The organism is Paenibacillus qinlingensis (assembly GCF_013204845.1).
GTDB classification, from domain to species: Bacteria; Bacillota; Bacilli; order Paenibacillales; family NBRC-103111; genus Paenibacillus_E; species Paenibacillus_E qinlingensis.
In genome coordinates this window covers 312,939-334,032 of sequence record NZ_JABMKY010000006.1, presented here as the reverse complement: position 1 = coordinate 334,032, position 21,094 = coordinate 312,939, and the positions used below count along the sequence as shown (strand labels likewise).

The 21,094-nt window shown below is 46.0% G+C and carries 12 protein-coding genes; 1 reads left to right on the top strand and 11 read right to left on the bottom strand.

All coding sequences use genetic code 11. The annotated features are described in order from the left end of the window. Positions 1-12: 12 nt before the first annotated feature. The 6 genes from HQN88_RS14615 to HQN88_RS14590 all read right to left on the bottom strand — a co-directional run bounded on the left by HQN88_RS14615 (position 13) and on the right by HQN88_RS14590 (position 11,864). Positions 13-942 (bottom strand): ABC transporter permease, encoded by a 930-nt coding sequence (locus HQN88_RS14615; RefSeq protein ID WP_173113027.1) that lies wholly within the window; start codon positions 940-942, stop codon positions 13-15. Positions 943-1,174: 232 nt separating this feature from the next. After that, positions 1,175-3,448 carry a helix-turn-helix domain-containing protein gene (locus HQN88_RS14610; RefSeq protein WP_173113025.1) on the bottom strand — a complete coding sequence of 758 codons (2,274 nt, stop codon included), beginning with the start codon at positions 3,446-3,448 and terminating at the stop codon, positions 1,175-1,177. 118 nt (positions 3,449-3,566) lie between these two features. Next, the gene (locus HQN88_RS14605; RefSeq protein ID WP_173113022.1) at positions 3,567-5,078 is read right to left on the bottom strand and encodes an ABC transporter substrate-binding protein; all 1,512 of its coding nucleotides are present in this window, start codon (positions 5,076-5,078) and stop codon (positions 3,567-3,569) included. Positions 5,079-5,620: 542 nt separating this feature from the next. Continuing rightward, on the bottom strand, positions 5,621-6,673 hold the full coding sequence (locus HQN88_RS38385) for a dienelactone hydrolase family protein (RefSeq protein ID WP_173113019.1): 1,053 nt from the start codon (positions 6,671-6,673) through the stop codon (positions 5,621-5,623). Positions 6,674-6,726: 53 nt separating this feature from the next. After that, on the bottom strand, positions 6,727-10,815 hold the full coding sequence (locus tag HQN88_RS14595; RefSeq protein WP_173113015.1) for a right-handed parallel beta-helix repeat-containing protein: 4,089 nt from the start codon (positions 10,813-10,815) through the stop codon (positions 6,727-6,729). Positions 10,816-11,030: 215 nt separating this feature from the next. Beyond that, positions 11,031-11,864 (bottom strand): AraC family transcriptional regulator, encoded by an 834-nt coding sequence (locus HQN88_RS14590; protein WP_173113012.1) that lies wholly within the window; start codon positions 11,862-11,864, stop codon positions 11,031-11,033. A gap of 171 nt (positions 11,865-12,035) precedes the next feature. Between HQN88_RS14590 and HQN88_RS14585 the strand changes: the two genes are divergently transcribed. Then, the gene (locus HQN88_RS14585; protein WP_173113009.1) at positions 12,036-13,472 is read left to right on the top strand and encodes a family 4 glycosyl hydrolase; all 1,437 of its coding nucleotides are present in this window, start codon (positions 12,036-12,038) and stop codon (positions 13,470-13,472) included. A 59-nt stretch (positions 13,473-13,531) separates the two neighbouring features. Here the strand turns inward: HQN88_RS14585 and HQN88_RS14580 are convergent, their stop codons facing one another. The 5 genes from HQN88_RS14580 to HQN88_RS14560 all read right to left on the bottom strand — a co-directional run bounded on the left by HQN88_RS14580 (position 13,532) and on the right by HQN88_RS14560 (position 20,871). Further along, the gene (locus tag HQN88_RS14580) at positions 13,532-14,668 is read right to left on the bottom strand and encodes a glycoside hydrolase family 88 protein (RefSeq protein ID WP_173113005.1); all 1,137 of its coding nucleotides are present in this window, start codon (positions 14,666-14,668) and stop codon (positions 13,532-13,534) included. 31 nt (positions 14,669-14,699) lie between these two features. After that, a complete protein-coding gene (locus tag HQN88_RS14575; RefSeq protein WP_056615253.1) occupies positions 14,700-15,578 on the bottom strand; it encodes a carbohydrate ABC transporter permease in 879 nt (292 codons plus the stop codon). A gap of 54 nt (positions 15,579-15,632) precedes the next feature. Next, entirely contained in the window at positions 15,633-16,598 is a 966-nt protein-coding gene (locus HQN88_RS14570) for an ABC transporter permease (RefSeq protein WP_068661917.1), read from the bottom strand. Between the two features lie 71 nt (positions 16,599-16,669). Next, positions 16,670-18,307 carry a type 2 periplasmic-binding domain-containing protein gene (locus tag HQN88_RS14565; RefSeq protein ID WP_173113001.1) on the bottom strand — a complete coding sequence of 546 codons (1,638 nt, stop codon included), beginning with the start codon at positions 18,305-18,307 and terminating at the stop codon, positions 16,670-16,672. A 200-nt stretch (positions 18,308-18,507) separates the two neighbouring features. Next, the gene (locus HQN88_RS14560) at positions 18,508-20,871 is read right to left on the bottom strand and encodes a helix-turn-helix domain-containing protein (protein ID WP_173112998.1); all 2,364 of its coding nucleotides are present in this window, start codon (positions 20,869-20,871) and stop codon (positions 18,508-18,510) included. Between the last annotated feature and the right edge of the window lie 223 nt (positions 20,872-21,094).

Sequence of the window (21,094 nt, the reverse complement as noted above, 5' to 3'; positions counted from 1 at the left end):
CCACTTCCCACCTTAAAATAATCCATATTCTTTGTTGAACATTTTGGCCACGCGGTTCGTCCCCAAGATCAAGATGAAGCCAACAACGGATTGAAACAGCCCTACGGCTGAGCTCATAGCGAAATCACCATTCACAGTTAGCGCGCGGAACACGTACGTATCCAAGACATCCGTGACAGGGAACAATGCGCTTACGTTTCGCGGCACAAAATAGAATAAACCGAAATCTGCACGCATAATATGTCCGATCGCAAGTATTGTCAACATCACCATCATCGGCGCTAGAAATGGAATGGAAATATGTCGAACGGATTGCACTTTCGTCGCTCCATCAATCTCGGCAGCCTCGAAGAGCTCCTTGTCAATGCTCATGAGCGCCGAATAGTAGATTAGACTGCTGAATCCCGTTCCCTTCCAGATCGCGACAAGCGGAAGTATGATGAGCCAATACCACGGCTCAGAGTAGAACGCCACTTCATATCCTGTCATCTTGCGGATCAGCGTAGACAACAAGCCAGTCGACGGATTCAATAAGGTTGTCAGCATCAAACCGACCAATACCCAAGAGAAGAAATAAGGGAAAAACATGACCGATTGATATACCTTCAATGTTTTTTTGCCAGCAACCTCATATAACAGCAGGGCGAAAAAGACACCAGCCAGCAATTCTACAACAATGAGAAGTCCATTGAGCCCAATTGTATTGCGTAAAATCCGCCAGGCATCTGCTGACTGAAAGAAAAACTTGAAATTGTCAAAGCCGTTCCACGGACTTCCCAAGATTCCCTTCGTCGGTACATAATCTTTAAACGCCATAATAATGCCAACCATGGGCAGATAAGCAAACACAAATATCTTAATAATGGCTGGCAGCGACATGACGATTAATTGCCAATGGCTGATGAAGCGTTTGCGCTTCTTGCGAGGGATCCCCACATTCATTACGTTTGCACTCCTTTTCTGCATAATCTAAACAGCGATTGCTCGACTTATGGCCTAAGTATATACGTCACTTATTTCCCTCGAATACTGCAATATTGTCCAATTGGGCTTCAATTATGGAAGCAGTTCACATTAAGCCACTTTTGAAGTCTAGGGCAGCTGTTGAACGCGAAAAAACCGATCAACAGGATGTGTTGGTCGGTTTTCGTATAGGAATTTTGCCAGCATGGCATCAGGTAGGCTCCGAGTTCGTAAGACTCCTGAACTCATTGGGCGTTATGCCGTTGTATTTTTTGAACAAAGTATAGAAGTAATTAATATTAACAAAACCGCTGCGTGCAGCTGCCTCTTGAACGGTTGTTTCTATATTTTCCAACAAAGATTTAGCTTGATCCAAACGAAAACGCGTAATGTACTCGCCTAATGATTCACCCGATGCTTTCAGATATAAGGTCCTTAAGTACTTGGCCGATAATTGCAGGTGCTCCGCAATCAGTTCCGGATTGAGATTCGGATTCGCATAATCCTGCTCCACGAACGCTTGCACTTGACTCAAAATACCGCTGTAACGCTCATACTTCCTAATCGTTTTTTGCGAACGGTGAATGACCTCCAGGACACCTTCGAATCGCTCATTCAGCTTATCTATCATCTCATCCAACGTCTCGAAGCCAGCTATACGACCTGCTAAATCTATAAACGGTCCATAGTGAATTTCATCGGCTAGTACAGGAAACTTCTGCATACCTTCTTTCAGCGAGAGCGCTAATCGGAGCACCGTAGACTGCAAACTAGCGATGGAATAGCCACGTGTGCTTTCAATCATCCGCCTACAACTTAATCGAACCGCTTCATCGTCTCCCTCAAGTAATGCATCTATGATCGTGGCCACTGCCTGCTCAGGAAATAAGTAATCCTTCTTCTTGATCTCCTTGATGCCTGATACGTAAAGCAGTGAACGCGGTCCATAAAATAATTTGTATGCCAACGCTTCCCGGCATAAACTGATGCTTCCAGGAAGCTCCTCCATTTCCTCCAAACTTTCACCCAGTGCCGCTGAAAGCGACGCACCAAGAAACTTCTCCACGTTGTCCTGGATGTTTTTTACCAATTCTTCTAAGTTGACAGCAATTTCCTCACTGTCCTGATCATCCAGATTGAGCAACAAGCCGATGTACCCGTCCCCAAGATCGACCGCCTCATTCCTGAAATGAGCGCTGGCCAATTCCCCAATCACGTTCATCATCCCATAGGATAGTAAAGCGCGATCCTCTAATGAGTACTGCTCGCCAAATTGCTCATAGTGGTCGATTTTGAAAAGGACCGTCATAAAGCCCCTATCCAATTCAAAGTTAATGCCGTAACGAGCCAGTCTCTTTCGCACCATCCCGTCTTCCATTTTCTTCGTCACTAACATCCGTAAAAACTGCTGCTTCTTCTCAAATCCGCTCGTTTTCTCATTGTCATATTTGTTCTCTAACTCGCGAATCTTACTGCTGAACAGTCCGTACACGAATTTGGAAATGTATCTGACAGCCAGCACCGAAAGCAGCGTGACCACGAGAAAGATGATCAGTGTCCATAACATGACTTGCTTCAGTTTACCTGAGACAGCCTCGTAAGGCGTAAATTTAATATATTTCCAATCCAAAATGGGGGAAGACACATAGGTAATTAAATACTTTACCTCGTCGATTGATTTGATCAAATAACCAGAAGGGCTGCTCTGATTACTAATCTCATTCAAATCATCATCGCTATCCTGGATATGATCCAAATAGGTATAGCGTTCATTCCCCAACACAATCATTCCGGACGAATCTACCACCAACGTATTGTTGCTCATTCGCGGATCCATCGATTCAATGGTATTCTTGAGCCACTTCTGTGACACATTGAGAACAAGCGCATTATCGATCTGAGTCGAGTTGCCGTCATAGAAGACGAAAGAGTAGATTTCATCCTTTTCAGGTCGTTCCGTAAGCAATTGCGTGTAGCCGGTAGGTGAAGGGATTTTGCGTGCAATCGGATGCAGATTGGCCATTCCGCCGTCTTTTAGCCTATGAATCATATCTTGATCGGGAAAAGTCGAAATGGGAAAGGCCTTTCCATCAAAATAAATTAAATTCGCTCGTTTATTATAAATATAGATGGAATTCAGGAATGGCAGGTTGATATTAACCACCCCCACCTGACTAAGCAGCGAAGCCGTTTCAAGCTCACTTAAATCCACTTGATTTAATAGCTTAAGTACAGAAGGGTTGGCGTACAGCTGCATCAACGTCATCTTGGCTGCCTCGAACATAAAGTTCGTGCTATAACTGATTTGAGCGAGCTCTTCCGCTGTATACGTCTGAACCTGTTTAATGGAATGCCGCTCATAATTCACATACATCGAAGAGGACATCACGATATTCGCCGCCATTACGATGGCGACGAAGGAGATGAAGATCTTGAAGTAGCTGAGCATGGCGCCTCTTTTGTTGCGGCTAATGAACGTGAACATCGTACGCCCCCCTAGTGAAATGAAACGGAAAATCCAAATGATCTCGTAGATGATCAAAAATCATCTTCAAGATCATTTGGATGCTGGATCTATCGCTTGCCTTATCAGGGCAAGCTGTTTATTTCTTCGAAGCTATAAAGGCATCAACCTGCTTCTGTTTCTCTGCCAGCACCTTATCTATGCCAGCTGTCTTCAGTTTGGCGAGGAATTCATTGTATTTCTTCTCCGTGTCATCCCCAAACATGCCGGTGTTGAATGCAGCTCTGTATTCGTTAACGATGGCTGCACTGTTCGCACTTTCAGCCTTGATACTGTCCACGTTAAAGCTAAAACCGTATAGTGTCGATACCTTAGCTGACTCGTTCAAAGCTTTGGTTTTCTCCCATACATCATCTGGCTGTGTGCCGCTAATATAAGCATTGAACTGATTACCGAACATCCATCCATAAGCGGGACCGTACTTGGCACCTGGCAGAGGCTCTATTCTTTTGTCGCCGATCTTCTTGTAATCAACACCCTCGGTACCCCATACAAGTAAATTATACAAATCTTTGTCTGTATTCAGTAACTCAATCACCATTAATGCACGCTCTGGATGCTTGGATGTAGTTGAAATAGCTGTCATCGTTGCGATAGCATTCGGTGACGTTAGAATGGGATCGCCGAGTGGAATAATGTATTGATCAGCCTTGTGCGTGTTCTTAACGGTCTCCTCAATGCCTGGCATTAATGTCGCGATTGGCGCAGCCATATATTTCGTAGCATCAAAAGTTGGTCTTGTTAATGAATCTTTGGCGATGAGACCTTTCTTCTGGAAATCTTTCAGTGTCATAATAAAATCCTTAAATTCTGGTGTATCGTATTCATTGAACACTTTTGGATTGGAATCCAAAGATTTGGCCGCGCCGGGCACGTCTGAACCGCCAATCGATTCCCATTCATAGGACGGGAAGAAATAATTGAACACATTATTCTTAATCTGCGCATTATAAAGTTGGTCCGTTTTTTCCGCTGACTCTCCCGCTTTCACATTGTCCAGATATGGAATTAGATCCGACAGCTTCTTTACGCTCTTAGGATTAAAATTGTATTTGTCCGCTAGTGCTTTATTCACATTAAACCCTGACTGACGAGCAAAAATTTGTTGATTGATGCTAGCATAGATTTTGCCGTTCACTTTGGCCGCGTCCCAAATGGCTGGTTTTAACAGCTTATATGTCTCTGGTGCATATTTAGGAAGCAGAGTTGAAATATCTACGAACGAACCTTTGGCTGCTTGATCAAAATAATTTAAGTAGGCCGGCGAGGTAAAGGCTAGATCGAACTCCTCGCGTGCGTTCACCATAACGGACATTTTTTGCGTGTAATCCCCGTTGGGTACTTTAATGAATTCTACCGTCGTATTGATTTTCTCTTTCAACATCTTGTTAATCCCATCGTACACTTCCTGATCTCCTGGCTTGGATACACCAAAGAAATAATACTTGAGATTTACGGGCTCGAGCGCTTTCTGCTGAGTTGGTGAAGACTCAGTCGTAGCTTGCTGCGCTTCTTTATTCTGACAGCCTGCCAATAGAACTGCCGACGTTAAGGAGAGAATTGCTGACACTTGGAAAAACTTCTTAATCATGGTTTTGGACCCCATTTCCCCTGTTGGATGTTCCAGTTTCAGTATAGCGCTTACAATCCTGAATATCTATAAAGCGCTGCATCCTCGACTAGACAATTCGAAGTATATACCAGATGACTGGAGCCAAATACTGCAATATCGTCCGAATGGGCTTTAAATACGGTAGGTTTTCCGTGTTATCCGATTTTGGAGTACAACGGCCGAAAGTATATACTCCACAAGGTAAGTTATGGAGCGGCTTGTACGCTACACAGCCTGTATAACTGGAAAATATACAGCTTTTTACGGGGATTTTTCGCAAAAAATCGATTTAAATGGAAAACATGAAGTTAATTATGCCTATTTTGTTCAGATCAGGTATAATGGTTAAATTTAACTGTATGTTATCCATATAATATGAGTTTACTTAGAAAATCGAATGATTTAAATGTAGAAAATCCAGCTATTTGCCAGAAGTATCGAAGATCGCCAAATAGCATTCTGTAACCGAATGGCTAGAAAAGGCCCGAGATCAAGAATCCTCGGGCCTCACATTACGATCCTTATAAGTATTTCATAAGAAAATTTATCGGCTCATCTTGAGGATTAAACTCGTGAGCGCCATCAAACACAACGGCCTTGAAACGATCGCCGATAACCAGCCTATCGTAATGCACCCGCCCCCGACGACTCTCTTCCACAAAGCCTTGGATACCGAACAATTCATCTCGTGATCCCCCTTCGATATACAGGGGTCTCGGGCAAATCAATCCGCACACTTCCGCATCGAGAAACATGTTGCCGGAATTGTGCCAGGTCCAATCCGAACGCCCATGGGTAAACCGGTCATTCACGAAGCAGGAGGACACCGCAACACCGATCCGCGGATCCAAAGCAGTAGCAAACAGCGTATAAAATCCGCCGTAGGAAAGTCCTACCATGCCGACCCGCTTCGCATCAATGTCTGGACGCTCGAGCAGATGATCCAGGCTGCGCTGAATTTTGAACAATTCAAGCGCAGTGATTGAACTTCCCAGCTGCTTCAGCTGGACATCGATCTGCTTGCGGTCGAATACGGGTCCGAAACGACCAGTCTCCCAGAGCAACAACTGAGGGGCGAAGACTGCGACTCCCCGCTGTACAATTCTGCGGCTCATGTCATTGTAATTAGCCGAATCGAAGAAGCCAGCCGTCATTTCAGGTATTCCCTGCCCCCCGTGCTGCGAGATCACCAAGGGAAACGGTCCCTTGCCAGTCGGACGCATAAGTAACCCGTAGGCATGTAATCCCTCTCGCACCGGAATTGTGACCCGGTAAATCTCACCGAGTTCATCCTCCCCAATCAGCTCGTAGGCAGCCTCCTCAAGTGGCTCAATTGCTGTCTCCTCATGGCTAGATGTCAACCGAGGAAGCCCCACCATCGCAGCAAATTCCTTCCGATAGTGCGCAATGCTGCTACTATAAGTCTGACAATCCGTATAATCCGGCGTAAAATACGTCTGTCTTCGAGTTCCTGATTGATCCTGCAGTCTCGTAATCCAGGCCGTCAGCTCCGTGTATTGCTGCATGCGATGATGATTCCCTCTATCCTCAGACTCACGATAGAATCTCCTCACACCGTTGTTCCGCTCCTCACTCATTTCTCCCACTTGTTCCTCACTTTCTGGATTCAGCTCCCCATCGGCTCAATCGCCAAATTATTATAAGAATAAGCACCTGTACGGGTACTCCACAGCACATATTCCACTCTGGAGATGTTAGCTGCCAGTACATTCTGCATGGACTGCACCCCTGATGTCCATGTACGCCCTGCACCTGCCATTTCCTGAACTTTTACACTAGCCGTATGTGCATCGAAATCAAGCTCCAATGTCACTTGGTACCACATGTTCTCTTGCAAATACGCCGTACTTACGAGTGTATAATCCTGATCCAGCTTCACTCGCAGTGTGGAGTCAACAATGACGGTCGCGATCACTTTGCCGCTCTTATCGCGGAAATTCACGAAGCTTTGCGGATTCGTCACGCCACTCTCTTTCATGACCTGATAGGATACCTTGACCTTCCCCGCGATTCCAGCTGTGCTGTAAATTTTGGTCGTCGTGGTTGAAGCCGTATCTGTCGTAGAAGTCTTATAGAGATGCATGCTTTTATCCGCTTCTGTAGGTGAGTTCTGGATTGTAAAATACCCTAGGTTCGTTGGCGATACCACGTAACCAGATGCTCCACTAATATTCCCCGTGGTGTAAGTATCGAAGCTCTCATAAATACCGCCTGTGACCGGGGCCGAAACAACAATTTGTTTCGCAACTGGATCTGTATCCACCTCGTCTTCATTCATATCTGTCAGTGAAATACCGGATAGCAGAATGTTCGAAGATGACGCCACCGTCTTCGCTTTAAAGGTCGCTGCGAACAGATCGATCGCATTATATCCGCTTAATGTCGTCCCTGTACCTGAAAAAGTAAGCTGAACCATCCCATATACCGCTCCCGTCACACTGACCGATATGCCATCATGCAGAGAAGAGACAGCTTTAAACTCAAAAATATCGGGATCGTAAGTGATTTCTGCAACCGTCAGGTTCAGTGTGCTGTTAGGCACAACTGCGCCGGTAAGCGTAATGTTCGAGTTCGTGATCGCCTTGCCGACTCCTGTAAGTGAAGCAGTCGGATCTTTGGGAATCGGCACCACGTCCTCACCCGGTAAACCCAAATCTGTTTCACTGAGTGTCATGCTGCCGGATCGGGCATACAGACCGAAATAGCCATCTTCCGTTATCCGATCAGGGCTTGTATCTCGATAAGTAAAGACGTTCACCCCGTCCACATTCAAAATAATTCTTACGCCATCACTTTCCGTAACCGCGCCTGCTTGCACGAAATGCGTCTCGTGGAATGGCATCGACGTATTCGGATAGGAGGCTGCCCCGAGACTGTCGAATCCAGAGATCTCTCCAAAGAAAACTGTTCGAACACCTCCAGAGAAGCGATGCAATTCAATGATATTCGGTTTGAAACAGATCATGTACAGGCTGTTGTCGGTAGCTGCAAAGTCCTTCTCAACTTTTTGACTGCGAAGTACGATGGAAGGCCACCCGCCGGTCGCGTTAATTTTCAAATTCATCGATAGCAATTCGTCTCCGAATGTCCGATCTTCATAGATCGCGTATCCGCTTCCTGGCGTATTAATCTCCAGCGTGTCTTCACCTGGGGCAATCGTACCGCTGGTCAGTTTGGAATACCAGTTCCGAGGATCCCGAATTGCACCATTGATAGAATACGCCGGAACACTCAGGCTATTCGTTTCGCTGAAATCCACAACATGAATGTCAACTTCTTTGCTCACAGTGATACCATTAAGTGAACTCGTGAACGTTATTTCAGCTGTGCCAGGCGCAAGCGTTGTGAGTAGTCCGTAGACAACTGTTGCGACAGAGGCATTGTTGCTGGAAATCGTCATATCTGTTCCACCAAGAATTTGGCCTTCTCTCGTAATTCCGCGGGCCACCAATTGCCTTGTGCTGCCAGGAGCGAAAGTCATACTCGCCGGTACAACATGCTTCACATTTTCGAGCGCATAGTACACATCAATATCATCCAGCTCGTCGTCCACGTAGACGTCAATCGTTTTCCGAACCAAACTATGATTCATATACACATACATGATGATAACGGTATGACCAGAATCCACCGCAGTAACCGTTCCACTTGCATCAACGGTAGCGATCGATGGATCTTTGCTTTCATAATACGTTTGTGCAGAAGCAAGATGAATAGCCGTCCCATGCCCCGTCTCCGCTTGAAGTGGAAGCGTCACTTCATCCTCTGAAGCTAAGTTTAGAGCATCCGGAACATTTAGAATCTCAATGGTTCCCTGCGCAATATCCTGATAAGCCTGCTGAAGGCCCGCATTTGCGATAATCGTTTGTGCCTCTATGGGCCAATTGCCATTCGGGTAGATATGGTCGTTCGTTTTGACATTACTGTCACTTGCACTCTTATTCCAGAAAGCACTCGTCGTACTGTAATTGTTATCTAGCACAATGTCATGCGTGTTAACATTCGTAAACGCCCAGTTCGTATCATATATATCGTCCCAGATCGGCGTAGCTCGAAGATCGACAACATTGTTTGCTATTTTCCAAAAATCAGAGGATTGGTCCATATAAATAGTGGAATAGCGGTTCATCTGATTCTTAATATAATTACCAGAGATAACATTCGGATTCAACGTAGTGCCGCCTGTTACGCCAAATGCATAAATTGCACCGCCATCAAAGATTCCCTCACCCATGAGATGATGAATAAAATTGTCTTGCACCTTCGCATTCACCGTTGTCGTCACCGGAGCGTATACGCTCCCGAAGAAGCTGATTCCCGAATAAGGAACATTAAAAATTTCGTTATGTGAGATATCAATGTCCATTGGGAAGGCTACCGTAACCGCCGTCGAACCTTTATACTCAACGCCAATGTCATGAATATAGTTGTTCAGAATATCATTGTTCTTCAGGATTTCCCGCTCATCCGAAGGATTGTAAATGGACGCCGTTTTCTTTGAAGTCTGTCCAGCATTGATGGCTGAACCAGAAATATCATAGAATCGGCTACCTTGAATCAGGTAGTTCTGAACCCCAGCTAGCAAATTTACACCTGTTCCACCCATGCGTGAGAAATCGTTGCGTTCGAACGCCATATTCTGAGCATATTGCACGGTAATGGCGGCTTTCGGCAGTTCTAGCGTTCCGACCTTGTAATTATTCTGCTCATCAATCCACCCTCCCTCATCGGTGGGCTGCATCCAAGTCGAATATGCAAAGCCGATTCCCTCAAACCGGATATTATGGACCGGTGTAGAGACGCTTCCACCAGCAATCGTGACCAAATTCTCCAATACTGGCGCAGTTACAACCGCGCTTCCCATGTTCTCGCCTGGTCTTGGTTTGTAGTATAGGGTCTCGGATTGATCGTCCAGGTACCATTCCCCGGCTTCGTCGAGAAATTCATACGCATTCTCTAGGTACCACTGTTCCAAATGCGAACGGTTCATCACCGATGTCCACAAAGAGGAGTTTAACGTGATTGCCGCCTTCCCGGACTGCGCCGTAATGGACTGAACCCTCACCCGGGGAGAGGTCCATGCTCCCTTGAACACTGCTTCCACATCGCTTGGTCGCTGCAAATCTGCAAGCCAGAGATCATCACTCACATACCCCGTTGAATTCTTGACCGAATTCGTTAACCCACCCTCCATCCTTGCCCGTGTGGCTCGGATTCCGTTGATATATAGTTGCCGAGTTTTTAGATTCACCGCCGATGCTGCATAAATATCGTTCTCTTCATCGTATAGGGTCCAGCCAGTAATATCCCTACCACCTTCGATGACAGGTTTCTCATTCCCGTAAGCAGCATAAATGACGGTATACCCTTCCGTTCCGGAATCACTCTCATTCAACTGCCAAGTTGTCGTTTGCGTGTAACGCCCTCCGCTCAGATAGACTACGATATCACCGGTCATCTCATCATTGGCTTCGCGAACAACTTGCTGGGCTTTCTGCAAGGTAGCAAACGGTAGCGCCTCTGTTCCTGGATTCTCATCATCACCATCCGTCGAGACATAATAAGCCGCTTGAATGCCATTCTCTACGATCTCAGGCTCATATCCATAAGCCGCATCCGGTGGAAATACCCCCATAAATAAAGCCATCCAAATAGCCATCATTCCAGCGATTATTCGTGTTCCCCGCTTACTCATTACAAAACCTCCTCGATTCATGTAATCGTTTTCAAACTTCCGCTCCCTGTGCACTCCCCTCCTTCATTACATTCAGAACGGATATTCGAATCCAATGCTTCTTCAGTATAGCGAACTGTCTAACGCGAAAAATAGTTTAACATCAGCCTATTCGACTTCAAAATCGGCTGAATGAATAACAAAAAACAGCAACCACGCCAATGGCAAGTTACTGTTTATACGAATTTGCTTGGAGGCACTTTGTAGTGTTTCTTGAATGCTTTGGAGAAAGAATATGCATCAGGGTAACCTAAAAGGGAAGCGACTTGCTGCATCGAATAACGCTGCGTGTAGACCAAGTCTCTCGCTCGGTTCATCCTTAGTTGGAACATATACTGGCCTGGTGTAACACCCAATGCTTGTTTGAAATACCGGATAAAATATTTCTCCGACATCCCAGCCACCTCGGCCAATTCAGTAATACGGATAGGTCGATGCAAGTTCTCCTGAATATACCGGATGGTGGATTGCAAAAACACTAAATTTCCAGCATGCTCATGCCTGACCAAATCAATCAGGAATTCCCCCTTGTACGTTCCGGCTCCATAACATTCCAGGATTCGGGCGATCACAATCATCAAACTGCCCTTCAACCGCATGCCAGACATGCCAATCCCATGCAAATTCTCCTGAAAAATTTTACGCAAACCATCTGTTTCTACTTCAATAAGGCTTCCTTGCACAATACCGCTCAAAGGGAAAGACGCCAGAATCCGTTGCTGCTCCCCTAGACCAAAATCAAAATGAAGATAAATAAAGCGGCATGCTTGATTGCCGTTCATCGCCGTATAAGGAATTCCAGGGTAAAACAACACCAGATCGCCAGCCGTCGCTGTATGGATCGTCTTCCCTGCCTGAATCTCGACTTGCCCTTCTTGGATCAGCCAAAGATCATAATTATGATGGGACTTGCTTTCTACCCAACCTGCGTTATGGAGGATCGTATTATAAGACGTAATGCGTAACGAGACATGCTCCGACAGATCATTAAATAGATCCGTGCCCTTCACCGGGTGATCTCCCCCTTACTTTTTGACGTTAAATTCCTAAGTCTTTATATTTACTGATTAATTAACAAGCTATAAATCATACTATTTGACATCTATGTGGAACTTTCCTGCATTTCCTCTCTGATCTATTCTCTTATAATTAAGGCATACCCTGAAATGGAGGAAATTATCATGTCTACTACGCAGATTCAGAAACCCAAGGTTGTCGTAATCGGAGCAGGAAGTTTATTTTTCGGTCGCCAGTCCATCTGGCAAATGGTGCATTCCGAATACTTGAACAAAGGCACGCTTGCTTTGGTGGATACGGATGAGAAACGATTGAACAAGATGGTGACTTTAGCTAAAATGGTCGCTGCAGAAAATCAAGTAGAATTAGTAATTGAAGGTTCTACCGACCGTAGAGACGTGTTGCCAGGTGCTGATTTCGTCGTACTTAGCTTTGCCGAAGATACGGTTAAGTATAGAGGTATTGATTGCGCTATTTCGGAGAAATACGGCATTCGGATGTGCTCCGGTGACACAATTGGTCCAGGTGGTATTTTCAGGGCTATGCGGGAACTCCCTGTCATTATGGATTGTGCGCGCGACATCGAAGCATTATGCCCTGATGCGTGGGTTATCAATTACATTAACCCATCCGCCGTTCACGGGATTGCCTTGAGCCGTTACGCGCCGAAGCTGAAGAGCTTCGCTTTATGCGATGGACATCATATGCCAGGAAAGAAAATCAACTATGCTTGGCGTGCGGGAATCGTAGCAGATCCAAGCGAATATACGGCGGATATGGACAGTCGCTTCGATCTGCGCATTGCTGGCGTCAATCATTTTACTTGGATGCTCCAAGCGGACTATGATGGTGCCGATGTCATGCCTCGTATTGCAGCTTCCATGAAGCAATCTGCTGAAACTGAAACCGCTGGGGGGGATACTGGCGCGAAAGCGAAGGACAATGATGCCATAAGCTATCAATTATATGATATTTACGGTTATGTACCGACATGTACGCCTCACACGAAAGAATATCTGCGCTTCTGGCAGGGTCTCGGTCGTACACCGGATGCCATTGCTCCGTTATCCATATGGGAAACAGAAGCACGTTATATCCGGCATGATGCCATGTGGAAACAAGTCGACGACTTCATCGAGGGAAGAATCCCTATCCAATCGTATATGGACACTTTCGGACCCGATCACGCGACGGATATTATCGAGAATATGGTCGGAGATTTGGGCAAACCTTACTATATTAACACTACAAATCAAGGTGCTGTGCCCAATATGAATGACGATGCTTTCTTAGAGTTGTTATGTGAAGTATCAATGGATGGAATCAAACCGTTACCAGTTGGCGACATGCCTCGGGGACTTCGTGGCTTGCAGGAACTCGTCCTGGATGCGCATGAACTGACAGCAGAAGCTGTTGTTGAAGGCAGTCGCGAGAAGCTGAGACGGGCTATGTTGACAGATCCGTTGGTCAATTCCATTGCCGACGCTGATCGTATCATTGAAGAGTTGCTGGAGTTAGAACGCGACGTCATACCGAGCAGTTGGTATGCGACAGCGCAGCAGGATTCCTTGAAATCGCTGGTTTCCAATCCAGCAAGATAATGATGCAAACAAAGTCCGCTGCCTCCCGATCAGGAGACAGCGGACTTTCACTTCCTACATTAATTCAATTCCCTTTCATACCAATACCCCGAAACCCCACGGACAAGCCGCATTAACGCCTCCATGTAGAAGTAATCCCCCCAGATGACGAAGTCATCCGGTGACATGCCTCCTCTTACATGGTAGGAACCATGACGCAGCAAGCCTTCTGCATCCGGATCATCGGTCGTCAAATAGTTCTCCGTCAGCGACTTCATGCAGCGAAACACCGCTCTTTCGAATCGCTCTCGATCAGGATCTCCTTCCGGCAAGCAGTCCACGAGCTCCAACATACCGCAGCATGCAATCGCAGTAGCTGAGCTGTCCCTTGGCGTTTCCGCTTCAATCGGTACATCAAAGTCCCAATACGTCACCTGATCCGCTGGAAGACGCGAGATGAAATAATTGGCCATTCGGCGCGATACTTCCAGATACATCGGATTCTTCGTATATTTATACGAAAGAATAAATCCGTAAATGCCCCAAGCCTGTCCGCGCGTCCACGTTGAGCCATCATTATAGCCCTGGTGCGTACCGCCCCCAACCGGTTCACCGTTCTCCTGGTCAAAATAGAACGTATGGTACGAGGAATCATCCCCACGTACCAGATAGCGACGGCTCTTCTCGGCATGGGCAAGCGCAACTTCCAAGTACATCTTATTGCCAGTCTTTTCATACGCCCAGTACAAAAGCGGAATGTTCAGCAAGCAGTCGATGATGATGCGGCCGCCATTTTGGGGATCGCCCGCAGGTCCCCAAGCCTGAATGTATCCTCCAGCAGGACGCCACCTTTTCACAAGTACATCCGCTGCTTCTAACCCCAGCATCTTTCCCTCTTCGTTACCTTCCAGCATCCACCACGCCACCGCCGAAGGCAAATAGAGAAAGCCAATATCATGGTGATCCAACACCTTGAACGAATCAAGTCGATTGCGGAAGCTGTGCACAGTACGTACCGCCGCATCCCGGAACGCCTGGTCTCCAGTCGCTTCATAGCTAAGCCAAAGCATGCCGGACCAGAAACCCTCGGTCCAGTCCTGGTGATCACTCCTTTTATAAGCGCCGCCATCAAGTCCCGTCCACGGAAAAAGATTCTGAAATTTATCTATATTTCGCCGTGTTTTCTCTACAGCATGCGTTAACGCTTCTACCCACATCGTCAAGCGCCCCTTTCAATGGATTAAACAACTACCCTTTCACAGCCCCGACCATAACGCCCTTAATGAAGAAACGCTGCAGGAACGGATACACACAAAGGATAGGTAAGGTCGCCACGACAATAGTAGCGTACTTGATCGTCTCCCCGATCTGAAACATATCGCCCCCCGTACCAGAGGACATACTATCTGTTGAATTTGAAATGAGAATCTCGCGCAAAATAATCTGCAGCGGAAACAACTCCCGGTCCTTGAGAAAGATTGAGGCGTAGAACCACCCGTTCCATTTGTCGACTGCATAATACAGTGCGATTACAGCGAGCGTAGGCAGGGACAAAGGAATAATAATACGGAATAACAATACAAAATGATTCGCTCCATCGATCTTCGCCGACTCCTCCAAAGCATCCGGAATGGAGGCGAATGCTGTCCGCATGATGATGAGATTGAATGTACTAACAGCAAAAGGAATGATCACGGACCACAGAGAGTCCAGCAAACCCACGCCTTTGACAATCAGATACATCGGGATCAACCCACCGCTGAAGAACATCGTGAATAAAATGGCAAACATGATATATTTGTTCCAGAATACGTTTTTGCGGGAAAGCACGAAAGCGCCAAGCGCTGTCAAAAGTAGATTAAAAGCAACACCAACGATAACAATAAACAACGTATTTCCATAACCTACGATAATCGCTGAATTGGAGAAAACGAGTTTATACGCCTCCAAGTTAAAACCAAGCGGCCGCCATAATATCCCTTCGTGAGACACAATTTGATCTGCGTCGCTGAAAGAGGCGAAAAGCACATGAAGCAGCGGGTAAATCGTGGCCGCCATTAGTAAGGTCAACAGCGTATAAATGACGGCATTAAAGATCCGCTCTTCCCACTTCGATTGGATAGACATCCGGGCACTACCTTTCTTCTTAAAATCAAACCCAGTTGCAACCTGCTAAGCAAGCTACCACAAACTATTGTCAGTTACCTTCTTACTGAATCGGTTTGCCGCTATCAACAGCAACAAATTCAAAACAGAATTGAACAACCCGACAGCCGAGCTGTAACTCCAGTTAAATTCGAGCAAGCCTTTGCGATACACAAAGGAAGAAATGACGTCTGAAGTCTCGTACACAACTGGATTGTACAACAGAATAATTTTCTCAAAACCGACATTCAGCAAATTACCAGACCTCAGAATAAACATAATGACAATGACTGGCAATATACCTGGCAGGGTAATGTTGCGTATTTGCTGCATGCGAGACGCACCATCGATGCGCGCTGCCTCATACTGTTCCTGATCAATACTTGTGAGGGCAGCCATATAAATAATGGACTCCCACCCGATTCGTTGCCAAATATCCGAGATCACATAGAGGGAACGGAATAATTCCGGCTTTTGCAGCATCGCCTGACCATCCGTACCCATAACCGAAACGAAAAATGTATTAATAAAGCCGCCACTGTTCGTAAAGTCCTTAATCATCCCACAGATGACGATCATCGAAATGAAATAAGGCATGTACGTAATGGACTGTGCTGTCTTTTTGAAGGTTTTGTTTTTCACTTCATTCAGAAGCAGGGCGAGCAGAATCGGCATCGGAAATTCAAACAGGAGTGAGTACAAACTGATGAGAATCGTATTTTTAAAAATACGCCAAAAGTAGAAGCTGTTAAAGAAGCTCTCGAAATGAGCAAAGCCAACCCAAGGACTGTCTAGAATGCCTTTCATAGGTGAGTAATTTTTGAAGGCGATCATTGCTCCATACATTGGCGCATAGTGAAACAACACATAATAAGCAAGTACGGGCAGAATCATGAGATACAAATATTTATTCGTAATAAAATCTTTCGCAACGGTTCTACGTAAGGAACCGGCACGGGACGGAGCAACGGGGGCAGCAGTAGTCTGCAGGTTCCGGTTCATGCACAGATCTCCTTTATTTATAGGTGAGAAGAGGCTTTGATGGAAGTCATCGCCTCTCCTTATGCTTTGGATTAACGCTTGTTGTAACGATCAAGTGCCGCTTTCTGAATCCCGATAGCACGTTCGATTTTCAGAGATTTAATTTTATCCACATACTTATCGAATGAATCGATCGGCTCTGAGCCCAAAATAATTTTCAACGACATTTCATCCACTAAGGTTTTGACATCGTTCATGATTGTTGCAAATTCCGAACTCTCATCCGGTGTAGGCGTAATTGGCGGCAATAAGTATTTCTCTGCATCCGTTTTCGACCATACAGTAATCCCGTCTTTTTGCTCTGGCATCGTCAAATATTGCTCGATATAACGCTTATCTTGAACGAAAGGACCGTTGTAGCCGCTGCGCGCATACATCGCGAGCGCTTGCGCAGGAGCAAGCTTATCCGGATTCTTCATGACCAAATCCGTATACGTTGGATAGCCGCCTTCCATTTTATAGCTAACGCCTTCGATCCCGAAGTTAAAGAAGTTGTGCCCTTCTTCACCATACGCGTAATCAAGTAGACGCACGGCCGTTTCTACATTCTTGGAGTTGGCTGTAATCGCAACGCCGCCCGTTGTCACAAAGGAAAAGTCCTTTTGCCCGAACTTGGGCTTGTCACCGCTCTTCAGAACTGGATATGGGGCTGGAGCGAACTGAGCTTTCGGTTCTTTCTCCTTGACGATCGGCTGCCATTTACCGATGCCCGCACCGGAATTCCATACCGTTGCACCGCTTTTGCCTGAAGTCATGTTGGAGTCCATCGTCTTGCTATCTACAGTGGCTATGTTTTTGTCAATTAAACCTTCAGCATACCACTTCTGCATCGTAGCTAGAAATTGCTTATAGCCAGGCTCCATTGGGCCGTATTTGATTTTTCCATCCTCTTGATAGAAGTTCTTGATGACCCCGAATGCCCCGGTGAACGCACCGCCATCCAGACCAAATAGCGCAGTTGGCATACCTAAGAAGGTAAGAGGGGCCGCAACACCTTTCTTCTCTTTGAACGCTTTGAGCACATTGTACCAATCATCCATCGTTTGCGGCATCGGGAGTCCCAGCTCATCCAGCCAGTCCTTACGAATAATTGGCCCTTGGTACGTTTTCAATAAATCGTCTCCGCGAATGAACGGAAATGCGTAATAGCTGCCGCTGTCCGTCTTAATTTGCTTATCGACTTCAGGATGTTCTTTCAAATATTTCTTTAAATTCGGCGCATACTTATCCATCGCATCATTCAGTTTAAGGATATAGCCGTCGTTGATCGCCTTCTCTGGACCACCTGGAAAGCCTGAACTCCACACGTACTCGATCATATCTGGAAGCTCGCCGGAAGCCAGCAACACATTCAATGCTTCCTTCGCCTGATTCGCAGGTGGTTGAATGAATTTCAAATTAACGCCTGTCCGTTTCTGCCACTCTTGGAAGAAAGGTACCTCTTGGAAAGTCGGCTTCACGCTGCCGATGTTTCCATTGAGTTCCGCCCAGTAGGTGAGTGTTTTATCCGTTTTCATCGGATAGCTGAATGTACCTGTCGCTGTCGCAGGTGTAGGACTTGCCCCATCCTTTGGTTGTTCTGTTGCCGCCTCCTTTGAACAACCCGCGATAACGGAACCTGATAAAGTTAGCAACGTTGCCAATGTTACGATTTTTTTTGTAACTTTCATAACTGCTTACCTCCCTATTCATATGACAGCGTTTATGTAACGCCTCGGTCCTTACAGCCTTCATATTGCCGCTTGGGAACGTGAAAAGATATAACGAAAAGTTCCAATTTCATTGTTAAAACAAGCTAAATCATACACAAAACCGCCAATAGGATTTCATTTTAATACGGAAAACGGGCAACCACCTCGTGGCCGCCCGTTTACCCCCGCAACTCGCGAAATTTACCGGGCGTAATGCCTTCGAACTTTTTAAATACACGGATAAACGTCGCCGCTTCATTAAATCCAACTTGCTTACCAATTTCCACAATCGCTTGATCCGTGAAGCCCAGAAGCGCTTTGGCCTGCTCAATGCGAACGCGGTTAATATAATCGAGCAGCCCCTCGCCTGTTTGTTCCTTGTAAAGCTTTGACAGGTAGCTCGCTTTCAATTGAAACTGCTCTCCCAGCATCCCTACATTTAAATCCATCTCCTGATAATGCGTTTCTACATAGACATTTACTTTAAAAATCAATTCCCGCAGCGATTCCGAACGCCCCTTAATAATGCTTACGTCCAGTTTGGCAGCCGTGTATTCACACACATCTTCCAATAGCAGATTAAGCTGCTCAACCATTTCCTTCACCGTATCGCTGTTGGCCATCGTCTCCATCCAATTCGGATGCTGGGCTAGGAAGCTTTCATCCACTTCCCCAAGTTCATGAATCGTTTTCATCATCGTGGAGATTAAATTAAACATTAACGTACGAACCAACGTCACGGAGGTCACCGATTTGCCGTAATTACGCTCAATCACCTCGTCGAGCACTTCTCTTGCGCGATCCAAATCGCCTATTTTAATAAAATTCATCAATCGCTGCTCAATCTGCAAAGGGTAGTAGTAACCCGTTATAGGTTCCTTATGTAGCTGATCATAGGCGATAATCTTCTGCTTACCCAGAATAAGCTTATATTCCATAGCATCGAGCGCTTCTTGATACGCTTGCGAAATGCCAGCAATCGTTGCTTGTACTCTCGAAATGGATAACGTGAGTTGCATCCGGTATCGCTCCAATAAAAACTGTTGCGCCTCTTCAGAGATCGAAACGAGTTGTTGCATACGACCTTCCTCGTCGTCTTCTGCGAAATTCACAATGCAAGCCAACATATCGCCAACTTCCGCTACGTACCCGCGATGTCCGCGCATACCTACCAATTCTTCCACCACATTCGTCAAAATGAACTGTGCCAACCTGCTTTTCTCATGTTGCCCAATAGAAGAAATGCTGATATTGACGTCTTCAGGCGATTCCATGAAAAATAATAAGACAGCAAAATGGTCGGAAAGCAGCTCAATTTGATGTGATATCAGCGCCTCTTGGAGCGGAATAGGTCCGTCCAGCCGACCTTTAAGCAGTCGTGCGAGCATGTTGGAACGCAGCATATTATGCTGTTGCTGCAACTGAACCCGTATCGCTTCTTTCTCACTAAGGGTATCGGAGAGGGCTCGGTGAATGAAGCTGAGCTCATTCCCTTCTTGTTTGGTTCCATTGCCCCTTGCCGCCTCTGCACCGGCTAGCACTTGCACTAATCGCTGTATAGGTGAGTAATTCCTGCGCATGAAGAAGAGCGTTAAGATAGCTGCCCCGACGAGACTAATCGCGACGCTAACGTACATCACGTTGCGGACATATTCAGCTTTTTGCCAATACAATTTGCTTGGAATAACCGATATGTAAGTGAGATTAGAGACTTCGGAATGGAGATAATAGATCTCCGATTGCTCGTCACTCGTTTTATTATAAATAACACCACTTTCCCTCGCACCTAGTTGATCCAGAATTGAGGCTGGCAGGCTGGTACTTGTATTGGACAGCAATACGTGGTGCGCTTCATCCAGCAGGTACACGTCCCCGCCGCTAAACGATTGCACTTTGGCAATCGCTTTATTGAATCGTTCCACGTCCGCCATAACAACGACTGACCCCGTCGGTCTGCTGATCGCCCCAGCAGGTAGACGAGTAATAAGCGCCAACGCTTGCTTCGAATACATATTATCTTTGCGAGGCAGCATCGTAAAGGTCGTGCTCCTATTCTGCTTCACCAACTTCAACCAATCGGCGTAACTGATTATACCTGTCTCATGAATGGTTTCGAAGCCCGCTTGATAATCCCGGGTACTCCCAGGCAGCAGAACGGTATTCTCCCCCTCCCACGTGACATAAAATTGATCCACAGAGGCATAGGAAGTTTGATACATTTGAAACTCTTTTGCAACTTGATACGCCGTATATTGTTCGTCACTGCTGGACAATCGTGTATAGATCAAGCTCTGAACTCTTGTATTCCAGGTCAGCTCCATACTGAGCCGCTGCATCATCTCAATCTGAGTATCTATCGTTTCTCTCACTTGTTGGAGCATGGTATCGTTAGCTCGATGAATTTCACCGCGCAACGTATCGCTGGATTCCCTATATAAAATTAAGCTCATAAGAATTGGAATAATAAAGACAGCACTGTACGAAATGAGCCATGTAAAAATGACACTTTTGCGCTTCTTCCATAGATTAATTTTGATCGGCATGCGGTCTCTCCTTTGGGGTGTCATCTCGTAGGTAAGTATTCCGTTCATTCCCCATACTTTCTATTCTCACATAAGACTAAATAGCCGTATAGTGAGGATTTCTGGCAATACGACTTCCTCCATTATGACGGTTTTCCCCTAAGAAAGGGAATGTCTATTTTGTCCAATTACGTTGTTAAAATAATTACGTTTATATGCAAAAGAGGGAGCCATCGGCTCCCCC